The organism is Gammaproteobacteria bacterium (genome assembly GCA_032250735.1).
Classification (GTDB): Bacteria; Pseudomonadota; Gammaproteobacteria; order SZUA-152; family SZUA-152; genus SZUA-152.
Map to the genome: position 1 here is coordinate 94,806 of JAVVEP010000001.1, position 12,186 is coordinate 106,991.

The window sequence follows — 12,186 nt, forward strand, 5'->3', positions numbered from 1 at the left end:
GTATGTCTGTTGTCGATATTGCACAATACAAGATTCAGAAACAGCCCTACTATGCAGCGGTGGGCGATGAAATCGCGCTGTACGAAGCGGCCTATGCGGCGCGTATGCCGATGATGCTGAAAGGTCCGACGGGCTGTGGCAAGTCGCGTTTCGTCGAATACATGGCCTGGAAACTGGGCAAGCCGCTGATCACCGTGGCCTGCAACGAAGACATGACGGCCTCGGATCTGGTTGGCCGTTTTCTGTTAGACAAGGAAGGCACCAAGTGGCAGGACGGCCCGCTCACCACCGCCGCCCGTCTCGGCGCGATCTGTTATCTCGATGAAGTGGTGGAGGCGCGGCAGGATACCACGGTGGTAATCCACCCCTTGACCGATCATCGCCGAACATTGCCGCTGGATAAAAAGGGTGAGCTGATTGAGGCGCATCCCGACTTCCAGTTAGTGATCTCCTATAACCCGGGTTACCAGAGCCTGATGAAGGATCTCAAGCAGTCCACCAAGCAGCGCTTCGGCGGGCTGGATTTTGATTATCCGGGCGAGGCGATTGAAGTGGATATCGTCGCTAGCGAATCCGGTGTGGACAAGGACACCGCCGCCAAGCTGGTGCAGATCGCCCATCGCGCCCGCAACCTCAAGGGCCATGGTCTGGATGAAGGCATCTCCACGCGCCTGCTGGTCTATTCCGGTCAGCTCATTCACAAGGGTGTCAGCCCGATCGCGGCCTGCAGCATGACCATGGTGACGCCCCTGACGGACGACCCCGATATGCGTGACACCCTCAATGCCGCCGTGCAGACATTTTTTGCTTAAAGGCAGAGAAAAGATAAAAGGGAAAAGATGAAAGTCGGGCAAAAAATTTAGCGCCTTACTCTTTTATCTTTGCCCTTTATTCTTTTATTTGAATTCTTATGGCGATAAAACTCGAAGATTACGAACAGTACCTGGAAGGCATTGCCCCCGAAATCCGTGACGTGCTGGAAGGCACCTTTGTGGAGGCGGCGCATGTGATGTCGCCCGCCGGATTGCAGACCTATCTGGAAGGCGCCAGGAGCCTCGCCGGGCTGGGGCGGGGCAAGGATCTGGTGATCTCCTATCTGCAGGATATGCCCCTGGTCGCCAAGGAGTGTGGTGAGGATATCATCGGCGACTGCGTGACGGCGGCGATGAAACTGTCATCCATGACCTCGGGTGAGGTCATCTCACTGCTGTTCAACAGTTTGCCGACGGCATCGCGGCGTCTGGGTGATGCGGCACTGTTGCGGGGTTATCTCACCCTGATCCATCAGCTCGCGAGCACGGCGTCACGTGGCTTGCGGCCGATGCTCAATCACATGGACGAACTGCTTTCCAAACTGACCCTCAGCGGTCTGCGCCGTTGGGCGAATTTTGGCGCACAGGCCTATCGACGGGACTTCAATAATCTGACCTCGTATTTCAATCTGGAGTCGCAGGACAGTCGTGCTGTGTTGCAGAAGGAACGACGCGGCACCCTGTTCATCGATGTCCAGCGCAAACTGAATTTTTACCTGCGCGCCCTGTGGGGGCGGGATTTCTTCCTGCGCCCGACCGGTGCGGACTACACGGATTTCCGTCCCTATATCGAGGCGCATATTGTGCACATGCCGGACGCCGTTGACGGCATTGGCGAGCTGCCGGGGCTGGAGCTGTATCGCGCCACGGCCGCTCACATGGCCGCCCATCTCTGCTACACCGAGCGACGCATTTCCGCGGAGCAGCTGAGTCCGGCACAGATGTTTTTCATCGGCTTTGTGGAAGATGCACGCATCGAATACAAGGCCATCAAGGCCTTTCCCGGCCTGAAAAAACTCTGGCGCACGCTGCTCAGCATCCAGTATGAGGATGCCCCGGAACACCCCACCATGCAGGCCCTGGAGGAGATCGCCCTGATGTTGCTGGATGCCGACGTCAGCGGCGCTGATGAAGAGGTCAATGCCCTGGTGGCCCGCTTCCATGCGCAGATCGCTGAGCAGCAGGACAACAATCAGTTTTCCTGGCACATGGGCATGGAATTATTCAATCTGTTTTCCGCCCGCCGCGAGGTGCCGAGCCTGCGCATCCTGGAAAGGATCCGTATCCCTTATCGCGATGACAATCGCTTCGTCTGGGAATTTGAGGAGTTTGCCTGGGATCAGGGCGTTGATTATCTGGCGGCCAGCCAGCGTCAGGTGCGACGGACCGTGAGCGCCATCGAAATGGCCAACGAGGTGGACTGCGAGCTGGCGGGTGATGACGCGCAGGAGATCTGGACCTGCGAGACCGAGTTGTACCCCTATGAAGATGACCTGCAGACCACCAAAAGCTTCAATGAAATGTGGGGCAGGGAACGGGTCTCGGAACCCTTTCATTATCAGGAATGGGATTATCAGGTGCAGCTGCATCGTCCTGACTGGACGACGGTCTATGAGCGCCGTCAGGCGAAGGGCGACCCGGCCATCGTGGAGAATATTCTCACCGAATACAAACCCATCGCCCATCGCATTAAACAGATTATCGATCTGTTGACCCCGGAAGGCGTGCAGCGCATCCGTAACATGGAAGACGGTGATGAGATCGACATCAATGCCGCCATCGACGCCATGGTTGCCATCCGCATGGGTGAACAGCCGAATCCGCGCATTACCATGCGCAATGTATTGAAGACCCGCGATCTGGCCGTGGTGGTATTGATGGACCTGTCGGAATCCACCAATGAGACGGTGGCCGGCTCCGATAAAACCATTCTGCAGTTGACGCGGGAGGCGGCAACCCTGGTGTCGACGGCCATCAACGGCATCGGTGATCCCTTCGCCCTGCACGGCTTTGCCTCGGATGGCCGTCATGACGTGCAGTACTATCGTTTTAAGGACTTCAATCAGCACTTCGACGATGAGGCGAGATCGCGCCTTGCCGGCATGCAAGGTGGGCTGTCCACCCGCATGGGCGCGGCCATGCGTCATGCCGCGGCCCATCTGCTGAAACAACCCGAGCGTCGCAAGTTGTTATTGATCGTTACCGATGGCGAACCGGCGGATATCGACGAGCGGGATCCGCAGCATCTGCGCCATGACACCAGAAAGGCCGTGGAGGAACTCCATAGCCGGGGCGTCCTGAGTTACTGCCTCACCCTGGATCCGCAGGCGGACAACTATGTGAAACGCATCTTCGGTGAAAACAACTACACCATCATTGACAACGTGCAGCGCTTGCCCGAAAAATTGCCGCAGCTGTTTGCCTCGCTGACCTCATAATGAGACAGGGTCCATTCAGCTTTTTTGCCCCGGGCCGTTGAAGTAGTTGAGTCGACGTAGCGGGCAACCGCTACCGACAGCACTGCGAATGCAGGCGATCGCAGCAAAGCGAAACATGAGGAGCCCGCCCGCCTGAGTCCGATGGGTCTCCCGGAGGTGATGCTGATGAATTGGCGCCTTGATGACATCCCCGTCTATGAGCTGACCGAGACCACCGTTTCCGCCGCCGATTTCAATCGGGTGCAGCTTGCCTTCCACCGCATCGAGCAGACGCTGCACATTCCCCTGACCGGCCTGCGCAGCCTGGAGTTGATCCTGGAGCGCGAGGCCTGGATTGTGGTCGATCATGATGCGAATGACCTGCCGATACTGGCCTGGACAGATTTTCAGAGCGGGCACCGCAGCAGCCTGCACCAGCCCGTCCCCTGTACCCTGAAGACCTACCATATGCACGCCCGGGTGATCCTCGAACAGGTGCATGACTTCATGGCCCGGGAACTGGCGGCACGGATTGCGGAACGCCAGAAGGCCTGCGAACTAGAAAATGTCGTGCCCCTGATTCCCCCCCGGAAAAGGCCGTAATCCTCCTCCCGCCTGCCGCCATCTGTGTGGCGTACCTATTCCGACGTGTTTGCTCGGTTAATCCCCGCAATATTTGTAAGCCATTATTTTGTAAAGAGTTATTGTTTCCATAAGTAAATGCTTATGGCAACTATGAAATTAAATGATTTCTGTTTATAGAAATCTCCGCGTAGGATCCGTCTCCCACATCGATACAGATACATTTGTTAGGGTTTTTGACAGGCTTGGCGCCTGTGAGAGCCGCGCTCAGACAGTATCTGTTGACCCGAATTCTAACTGTACAGGAGATGGAAATGGATCAATCAGCGCGTTATTCAGACCTGAGTCTGAAAGAAGAAGACCTGGTTGCCGGCGGCAAGCACATCCTGGTGGCCTACACCATGACGCCTGCCGATGGTCACGGTTACCTGGAAACGGCGGCCCACTTTGCCGCGGAATCGTCCACCGGCACCAACGTGGAGGTCTGCACCACGGATGACTTCACCAAGGGCGTGGATGCGCTGGTCTACGAGATCGACGAAGCCAATGGCATCATGAAGATCGCCTACCCGAACGAGCTGTTCGACCGCAACGTGATCGACGGCCGCGCCATGATCGTGTCTTTCCTGACCCTGGCCATCGGTAACAACCAGGGCATGGGCGACGTGAAATGCGCGCAAATGTTTGATTTCTTCATGCCGCCGAAAATGCTGCAGATCTTTGATGGTCCGGCAATGGACATCTCGGACATGTGGCGCATCCTGGGCCGGCCGATGAAAGACGGTGGTTACATCGCCGGCACGATCATCAAGCCCAAACTGGGACTGCGTCCCGAGCCATTTGCCGATGCAGCCTACCAGTTCTGGTTGGGTGGCGACTTCATCAAGAATGACGAGCCGCAGGGCAACCAGGTCTTCTGCCCGATGAAGAAGGTCATTCCGCTGGTGGCGGATGCCATGAAGCGCGCGCAGGACGAGACTGGCGAGGCCAAGCTGTTCTCCGCCAACATCACGGCCGATGACTATCATGAAATGTGCGCACGCGCAGACTACATTCTGGAAACCTTTGGTGAAAATGCCTCGCACGTTGCCTTCCTGGTCGACGGTTATGTCGGTGGCCCCGGCATGGTGACCACGGCACGTCGTCAATATCCCGGACAGTATCTGCATTACCACCGTGCCGGTCATGGCGCGATCACCTCGCCTTCTTCCAAGCGTGGTTACACCGCCTACATTCTGGCCAAGATGTCACGTCTGATGGGTGCCTCGGGTATCCACGTGGGCACCATGGGCTACGGCAAGATGGAAGGTGGCCAGGAAGACAAACTGATCGCCTACATGATTGAGCGTGATGAATGTCAGGGACCGGTTTACTACCAGAAATGGTATGGCATGAAACCGACCACTCCCATTATCTCCGGCGGTATGAACGCACTGCGTCTGCCCGGCTTCTTTGAAAATCTGGGTCACGGTAACGTCATCAACACCTCGGGTGGCGGTGCTTACGGCCATATCGATTCTCCAGCCGCCGGTGCAAAATCATTGCATCAGGCGTTTGACTGCTGGAAGCAGGGTGCGGATCCGATCGAATACGCGAAAGAGCACAAGGAATTTGCGCGCGCCTTCGAGTCCTTCCCGGGCGATGCCGACAAGATCTATCCCGGCTGGCGCGAAAAGCTGGGCGTGCACAAGTAAACCGTTTCGTTTATCGGCCTGCCCGTGCAACACAAACCCTCGCCAGTTGGCGGGGGTTTTTTTTCCCTGCCAATGAAACAACCCAGGCGATTTATTTTTACGCCGGCCTCGCGCACGGCGTAAAAATAAACAAACCTGTTAACCCAAACGGTGAATGCGATGAGTGACAGCAACCAGTATAACGTCGAGACAGAACCCTATTACCAGCCACAGGGCAAGGAGCTTGCGCTTTACGAGGCCGCCTATGCCGCACGCCTGCCGGTGATGATCAAGGGCCCCACCGGATGTGGTAAGTCCCGTTTTGTAGAACACATGGCCTGGAGGCTGGGCAAGCCGCTGATCACCGTCGCCTGTAATGAAGACATGACGGCCTCGGATCTGGTCGGGCGTTATCTGCTGGACACTAACGGCACCCGCTGGCTGGACGGCCCACTGACCGTGGCCGCCCGCATCGGCGCCATCTGTTATCTGGATGAGATTGTTGAGGCGCGCCAGGACACCACCGTGGTGATCCATCCGCTCACTGATCATCGCCGCACCCTGCCGCTGGATAAAAAGGGCGAGCTGGTGGAGGCGCATGCGGACTTCCAGTTGGTGATTTCGTACAACCCGGGTTATCAGAGCCTGATGAAGGACCTGAAACAGTCCACCAAACAGCGGTTTACGGCGCTGGATTTTGACTATCCCGACAGCAAGACCGAAGTCGCCATCATTGCCAAAGAGGCGGGTATTGATGAGGAAAACGCCGGAAAACTGGTGAAAATCGCGCATACTGCCCGCAACCTGAAAGGTCACGGTCTCGATGAGGGAATCTCCACCCGCCTGTTGGTGTATGCCGCCATGCTGATGAACAAGGGCATCGCCGCCGAGGATGCCTGTCGCATGGCCCTGGTGCGGCCCATTACCGATGATGCCGATATCCGCAGCACGCTGGATCACGCCATTGATGCCGTTTTTGCATAACGATCAGCGGCACAGTTTGTATGCTGGCTATTTTGCGTTAGTCATTAACTGCTCTGCACAAGCCTATGACGATCACTGAAGCCGAACTGGACGCCTTCCGCGCACAGCTGAAATGCAATTTCAAAGACCTGGACAAGGTGTTTGGCGACTGCATGGAGGAGGCGCTGACCTGCCTTTCCGGGCAGGGCGTCAAGGATTATATCGAGGGCGCCTCCCTGATCTGTATGATCGGGCGCGGCTTTGAGCCGGTGCTGGTGTATCTCGAAGAGATGCCGCAGGTGGCCTCCGCGCTGGGTGAGGGCACGCTGTCGCTGGTGTCGCAAACGGTGTGGAAGATGTCGCGTTCACCCAATGGCAAGGCGATCCCCCCCTTTGTGCAGACCATTGCCGAAGCGGCCCGCAGGCTTGGCAGTGAAAAATCACTGCAAGGCTATATCGACCTGCTGCTCGATATGATGGAGCGCACCACGGGTTCCATTCACGGCTTTCATACCACCATTCCCAGTCCCGGCCTGCCAGAGCTGCTGGAGCAGATCCCCTATCTGTTAAGTCAGCTCTCACTGGAGGGGCTGAAAAACTGGATGGATTACGGGATCCGCAACTATGAAAGCCACCCTGACCGGCAGCGGGATTTTTTCTCCCTGCAGTCCGCCGACAGTCGCGCCATCCTGCAGCGGGAACGTCACGGCACCCTGTTTATGGACAACGAGCGCCGGCTTGACCTGTACCTGAAGGCGCTATGGCAGACCAGGCAGCGTCTGCTGCCGTATTCCTCCGCCTTTGATGAGCTGCGTAAACCGCTGCCGTATTTTGACGCGCTGGGTATGCGGGTACCGGATGTGTATGACGATTTCTCACCGCCATCGGCCGCGTCTTCAGAAAGCAAGGCAGGCCCGGGTGTAAAGGGTATCGACCGTTATCGCGCCCTGCTGGCGCACATGGCCGCGCATCAGCGCTGGTCCACAAAAATCATCGCCGACAATTACAGCCCATTTCAGCGGGTCGCTATTGAACTGCTGGAAGACTGCCGGGTGGAATACCTCGCCATGCGTGACTATCCGGGGCTGCGTAAATTATTCATTGCCCTGCATCCGCGCCCCGTAGAGGATGCCTGTCAGACGGAAGTGGAGTCGTGTATTCGCCACCGTCTGGCCATGTTGTCGTATGCCATTCTGGATGAGGGGCACGGCTATGTGAATGTGGATGTGCTGGACTTCACCGCGCGCTTTCATGCGCTAATGGTGTCAGCGCCGAGGCCGGAAGACATCACCACCGCCGAGGTGGCCAGGCTGGCGGTAGCCTTTATCGCCCGTACCCGTCGCCAGTCAGACCAGTTGCCGAAGGTGCATTTTCAGGATACCGAAGTGAGTTATCGTGATGACAATCGTCATCTGTGGCTGTATATCGAAGAGAGCGATGACGAGCAACAGTTTGACAAGGAACGGAAGGCGCAACAGGCAGAAGAGGAAAATAAAGGTCTGCCGCCACGGCATTACCCCGAGTGGGACTACAAGACCAGGAGCTATCGTCCGGACTGGGTGAGCCTCTACGAAAGCCTGCACCCCGCGGGCAATGCGGCGGACATTGATGCCTTGTTGACAAAGCATGCGGCCCTGGCCAAGCGCCTGAAACAGATTCTCGACATGCTCAAACCGCAACACTATGTGCGGGTGCGTTACCAGGAAGAGGGCAGCGAGCTGGATCTGGATGTGGCGATCCGTTCGTTGATCGACCTGAAAAGTGGCAGCACGCCGGATGTGCGTATCAACATGAGCCACAAACACGATGGCCGTGATATTGCCGTCATGTTGCTGTTAGACCTTTCCGCCTCCCTGGCGGATACGGCGGAAGGCAGTGAGCAGACCATTCTGCAATTGAGCCAGGAAGCGGTGGCCCTGCTGGGCTGGTCTATCGAACACCTGGGTGATTCGTTTGCCATAGCCGGCTTCTCTTCCAATACGCGTCACGAAGTGCGCTATCAGCACATCAAAGGCTACAGTGAAAACTGGAACGATGCGGTCAAGGCGCGCCTGGCGGCAATGGAAGCGGGTTATTCCACGCGCATGGGCGCCGCCCTGCGCCATGCGGCACATTATCTCGGCGCGCAACAGGCCGATAAAAAATTGTTGCTGGTGCTGACCGACGGCGAGCCGTCCGATATCGACGTGAGTGATGGGCGGCTGCTTATCGAAGATGCGCACAAGGCGGTGCAGGAGCTGGACCAGCTGGGTATCTACACGCATTGCGTGAACCTGGATCCGCAGGCGGATGACTATGTGACCGACATCTTTGGCAAGAATTACACGGTGATCGATCATGTGGAACGCCTGCCCGAAAAACTGCCCAGCCTGTTTGTGGCGCTCACCCGATGATGTTATTGACGGTTGCCTGACGTGTCCGTCGGCAATTCGTGTAGGCGCTCATGCAGCCAGCGGATGGCAGCGTCGGTATCCAGAAATACCTTGATGGGTTTTTTGCTCAGCGCCGAGATGAAATAGTTTTGCGTTTCCACCAGCATGCGGGTCCGGCTATGGTGAACCACGATGGCCAGCGCGCTCATCCGGTCGTAGTGCGCCAGCGCGTCCATTGCCGCGAAGGATAGCGAGTAGGAGTGGATGCGATTGGAGAGGATGCCAAACGGACCGCGGATGGCCGTGTCGGCAACATGAATCAACTCGTCGACCATCGCGGCATCCACTTCAATGCCATCCTGGATTTCAAACGCCAGGATGTTGTCGTCCCGCTGCTGAACAGTGCAGTAGCCAAATTTGTATTCTTTTACGATATCCATATGCTTGACGATGTCTGGCCGAGGTCTGCGGCGTTCATCGTACCCTCCAGTGAATGTCCGTATTCATCCTGAGTCAGAGTCTAGCGTGATTGGCAGGCATGGTGAAATACCCTTATGCCGAGGTCTTGAGTGGGAGTTATCGTATGCGCGACACGGTTATCGATCTGATTCGACACGGCGAGCCCGAGGGCGGCCGCTGTTTTCGTGGTCACCGGGTGGATGACCCACTCAGTGAGCGGGGCTGGGAACAGATGTGGGCGGCGATGCCTGCGACGCCGCCATGGACGCAGATTGTCAGTTCGCCACTGCAACGCTGTCGGCAGTTTGCAGAGGCCCTGCACGCGCGGCACGGCATCGCCGTTAGCGTGGATGACCGCCTTAAAGAGGTGGGTTTTGGTGAATGGGAGGGAAAGTCGCCGGCCCTGATCCAGCAACAGGATGCAGAGGCATACGCCGCCTTTTATCGTGATCCCGTCAGGTATCGCCCCGCCGGTGCCGAACCCTGGGAAGAATTTTCGACACGGGTATCGGCCGCGCTGGATGCCCTCGTACAGGATTTTCCCGGCCGGCAGGTGCTGGTGGTTGCGCATGCGGGCGTGGTGCGGGCGGTGGTCGCCAGGGTGTTGAATGCCGACGCGGGCGCGGCCTATCGCATCAGGGTCGATAACGCCGGGCTGACCCGGCTTCGTCATGATGGCCAGCGCTATGCTCTGGAATACCTGAATCGCGTCGCCTGAATCGTATAACCTGAGATGCCGGGCCCCGCGCTTGCGCAAACGCTGGCTTTGCAGGCCATTGCCTGCATGACATCATGGGCCCGCTGTGCGATGACAAAAACTTTTGCGGAGTGAATACCCTTGGGTGCGGCGGCTGCCCAGGCCTGGTAGCAGCACTTTGCGCCGGTAAAACCCACAATGAGGATGAGCGATGATTGAGATTATTCCCAACTGGCACCCGATATTGGTGCATTTTACGGTGGGCCTGTTACTCACCGCCGTGCTGCTGTTTGTGGTGGCCCGCCTGGTGGGCAATGTCGCACTGCGTCGTCAGTGGGAGATCGTCGCCCAGTGGAATCTGTGGCTGGGCGCGGCGGTGACCGTGCTGACCGTGATCGCGGGCATCGTTGCCTATAACAGTGTCGCGCACGATACGCCTTCCCATGCGGCGATGACCGAGCATCGCAACTGGGCGCTGCTGACCGCTGTGCTGTTTCTGGTGCTGGCGGTCTGGTCGGCGCTACGGGCGCGGGCGAAGCGGACAATCAACGGCCCGCTGCTGGCGGGCCTACTGCTGGCCGGCGGGCTGCTATTGACCACCGCCTGGCATGGCGGGGAGATCGTGTACCGTTACGGTCTGGGCGTAATGTCCTTGCCCAAGACCGACAGCCACGGCCATGCCGATGCGCACGACGGGCAGGCCGGGGGCGATGATCATCATGGCTCGCTTTCGTCCGCGCCTGACGCCAGACCCTCAGCGGAGGAAGAGGTGATCGATTGCGAGCTGCCGACGACCCCGCCCGTCACGACAGAACCCCATGAGCATGCGGACGGCCACAGCGATCATCCGCATTAGGCGGTTCTTGCCGGGAAAATGGGGCCGGGAAAATGGCGGGTCTTTTTCGGGATGAAATATAGGGGGTCGATATGCGTTTTTCACAGACTCTGACCGCAAGCCTTTTGCTGCTGACCCTGTCGGCCTGTGATGGGCGGGAGGAGATCGGCGGCCTGCCCGTGCCGGCGGCGCCGCCACGACAGCAGGATGCCGAGCAGCAGGCGCTGGGTCAGCGGGTATTTCAGAGCCACTGCGCGCGCTGTCACGGGGCGGGCGCCGAGGGCGCGCCAAACTGGCACCAGCCGGATGCCGACGGCCATTTCCCCGCGCCCCCGCTGAATGGCTCGGGCCATGCCTGGCACCATTCCCGGGAGCGGCTGGCGGCCCTGATCAGGGAGGGTAGCCCCAATGGGCAGGGCAAAATGCCGGCGTGGAAGGATACACTCAACGAGCAGGAGGTGGCGGCGGTGATCGCCTGGTTTCAGTCGCTCTGGCCGCAACCCGTCTATGAGGCCTGGTATGAGATGCAGCAACGCGGCCGGTAGCGGCCGGTCTGCGGTTGAGAAGAGGGCGGGAAGGCGACAGTCTTGCGGCATCTATAATAGCGATTACCCGCGGCCTGTTTGAAGGCCGCCAAACAAGACACTGAGGAGAAGAAAGATGTATGGATTTCATGTAAGCGTGGCCGGCGGTTTTGATGAGGTGGTCGACAAGGTCACCGAGGCCCTGAAGACAGAGGGTTTTGGCGTGCTCACCACCATCGATGTAAAGGCCACCCTGAAGGCCAAGATCGATGTGGATCGTCGGCCCTATACCATTCTCGGCGCCTGTAATCCGGTGCTGGCCAACCAGGCCATCAACGCCGAGCCGGACATCGGCCTGCTGCTGCCCTGCAATGTACTGGTGCGCGAGGAAGAGGACGACTCCATCACGGTGGCCTTTATGGATCCGGCCGCGGTGCTGGGCCTGGTGGAGGGCGCCGAGGTGCAGCCGCTGGCCATGCAGGTGCGCGGCAAGCTGGAGAAGGTGCGGGACCTGTTGGCCAGCGCCTGACGCGCGGCCTCACGGTCAGGTGTAGTGTGAGCGGAACGATAATGGTGGAATGATAAAAAGGGGTTACTGCGATGACGGAAACAAGCACCCGGTTTTATGTGCAGGGCATGAAGTGCGACGGCTGTATCGCCACGGCCAATGAGGCCCTGAAAACCCTGCCCGGCTTCGTCGCCGCGCAGTTCGACCTGGCCGCCGGCGAGGCAGTAGTGCAGGGTGATGTGGACCCGCAGGCCGTGTGCCAGGCGCTAACGGAAAAAGGCTACCCCGCGGTGGTGAAGAGTGGCTAATCCCTTCGCCGCTAAACACTTCGCCATGCGTACCGC

Annotated in this window: 12 protein-coding genes; 11 read left to right on the plus strand and 1 reads right to left on the minus strand. The window is 58.4% G+C overall.

Annotated elements, in window-relative coordinates:
- Positions 1-2: 2 nt before the first annotated feature.
- The 6 genes from RRB22_00455 to RRB22_00480 all read left to right on the plus strand — a co-directional run bounded on the left by RRB22_00455 (position 3) and on the right by RRB22_00480 (position 8,840).
- Positions 3-812: a CbbQ/NirQ/NorQ/GpvN family protein gene (locus RRB22_00455; GenBank protein ID MDT8382864.1), complete on the plus strand. Its 810-nt coding sequence runs from the start codon at positions 3-5 to the stop codon at positions 810-812.
- A gap of 98 nt (positions 813-910) precedes the next feature.
- Entirely contained in the window at positions 911-3,250 is a 2,340-nt protein-coding gene (locus RRB22_00460) for a VWA domain-containing protein (protein MDT8382865.1), read from the plus strand.
- Positions 3,251-3,415: 165 nt separating this feature from the next.
- Entirely contained in the window at positions 3,416-3,832 is a 417-nt protein-coding gene (locus tag RRB22_00465; protein MDT8382866.1) for a hypothetical protein, read from the plus strand.
- 293 nt (positions 3,833-4,125) lie between these two features.
- Positions 4,126-5,505, plus strand: a complete 1,380-nt coding sequence (locus RRB22_00470) for a ribulose-bisphosphate carboxylase (protein MDT8382867.1) — start codon at positions 4,126-4,128, stop codon at positions 5,503-5,505.
- A 159-nt stretch (positions 5,506-5,664) separates the two neighbouring features.
- A complete protein-coding gene (locus tag RRB22_00475) occupies positions 5,665-6,468 on the plus strand; it encodes a CbbQ/NirQ/NorQ/GpvN family protein (GenBank protein MDT8382868.1) in 804 nt (267 codons plus the stop codon).
- Positions 6,469-6,533: 65 nt separating this feature from the next.
- Entirely contained in the window at positions 6,534-8,840 is a 2,307-nt protein-coding gene (locus tag RRB22_00480; protein MDT8382869.1) for a VWA domain-containing protein, read from the plus strand.
- Positions 8,841-8,842: 2 nt separating this feature from the next.
- Here the strand turns inward: RRB22_00480 and RRB22_00485 are convergent, their stop codons facing one another.
- Positions 8,843-9,259, minus strand: coding sequence for an STAS/SEC14 domain-containing protein (locus RRB22_00485; protein MDT8382870.1), 417 nt, complete (start codon positions 9,257-9,259; stop codon positions 8,843-8,845).
- A 98-nt stretch (positions 9,260-9,357) separates the two neighbouring features.
- On the opposite strand from RRB22_00485, the gene RRB22_00490 reads away from it, so the two are divergent.
- From RRB22_00490 to RRB22_00510, 5 genes are all read left to right on the plus strand, one after another.
- The gene (locus RRB22_00490; GenBank protein ID MDT8382871.1) at positions 9,358-9,996 is read left to right on the plus strand and encodes a histidine phosphatase family protein; all 639 of its coding nucleotides are present in this window, start codon (positions 9,358-9,360) and stop codon (positions 9,994-9,996) included.
- A 190-nt stretch (positions 9,997-10,186) separates the two neighbouring features.
- Positions 10,187-10,831 (plus strand): DUF2231 domain-containing protein, encoded by a 645-nt coding sequence (locus RRB22_00495; GenBank protein MDT8382872.1) that lies wholly within the window; start codon positions 10,187-10,189, stop codon positions 10,829-10,831.
- A 71-nt stretch (positions 10,832-10,902) separates the two neighbouring features.
- The gene (locus tag RRB22_00500) at positions 10,903-11,355 is read left to right on the plus strand and encodes a cytochrome c (GenBank protein ID MDT8382873.1); all 453 of its coding nucleotides are present in this window, start codon (positions 10,903-10,905) and stop codon (positions 11,353-11,355) included.
- 115 nt (positions 11,356-11,470) lie between these two features.
- The gene (locus RRB22_00505) at positions 11,471-11,863 is read left to right on the plus strand and encodes a DUF302 domain-containing protein (GenBank protein MDT8382874.1); all 393 of its coding nucleotides are present in this window, start codon (positions 11,471-11,473) and stop codon (positions 11,861-11,863) included.
- 71 nt (positions 11,864-11,934) lie between these two features.
- Complete coding sequence (locus tag RRB22_00510) at positions 11,935-12,150, plus strand: heavy metal-associated domain-containing protein (GenBank protein ID MDT8382875.1); 216 nt, start codon at positions 11,935-11,937, stop codon at positions 12,148-12,150.
- Positions 12,151-12,186: the final 36 nt, after the last annotated feature.

Excerpts from the sequence above, each read along its gene's own strand:
- RRB22_00480 (MDT8382869.1), top strand. The coding sequence starts at position 6,534 with ATGACGATCACTGAAGCCGAACTGGACGCCTTCCGCGCACAGCTGAAA.
- RRB22_00495 (MDT8382872.1), top strand. The coding sequence starts at position 10,187 with ATGATTGAGATTATTCCCAACTGGCACCCGATATTGGTGCATTTTACG.
- RRB22_00505 (MDT8382874.1), top strand. The coding sequence starts at position 11,471 with ATGTATGGATTTCATGTAAGCGTGGCCGGCGGTTTTGATGAGGTGGTC.
- RRB22_00475 (MDT8382868.1), top strand. The coding sequence starts at position 5,665 with ATGAGTGACAGCAACCAGTATAACGTCGAGACAGAACCCTATTACCAG.
- RRB22_00470 (MDT8382867.1), top strand. The coding sequence starts at position 4,126 with ATGGATCAATCAGCGCGTTATTCAGACCTGAGTCTGAAAGAAGAAGAC.
- RRB22_00465 (MDT8382866.1), top strand. The coding sequence starts at position 3,416 with ATGAATTGGCGCCTTGATGACATCCCCGTCTATGAGCTGACCGAGACC.
- RRB22_00460 (MDT8382865.1), top strand. The coding sequence starts at position 911 with ATGGCGATAAAACTCGAAGATTACGAACAGTACCTGGAAGGCATTGCC.
- RRB22_00455 (MDT8382864.1), top strand. The coding sequence starts at position 3 with ATGTCTGTTGTCGATATTGCACAATACAAGATTCAGAAACAGCCCTAC.
- RRB22_00510 (MDT8382875.1), top strand. The coding sequence starts at position 11,935 with ATGACGGAAACAAGCACCCGGTTTTATGTGCAGGGCATGAAGTGCGAC.
- RRB22_00490 (MDT8382871.1), top strand. The coding sequence starts at position 9,358 with ATGGTGAAATACCCTTATGCCGAGGTCTTGAGTGGGAGTTATCGTATG.
- RRB22_00500 (MDT8382873.1), top strand. The coding sequence starts at position 10,903 with ATGCGTTTTTCACAGACTCTGACCGCAAGCCTTTTGCTGCTGACCCTG.
- RRB22_00485 (MDT8382870.1), bottom strand. The coding sequence starts at position 9,259 with ATGGATATCGTAAAAGAATACAAATTTGGCTACTGCACTGTTCAGCAG.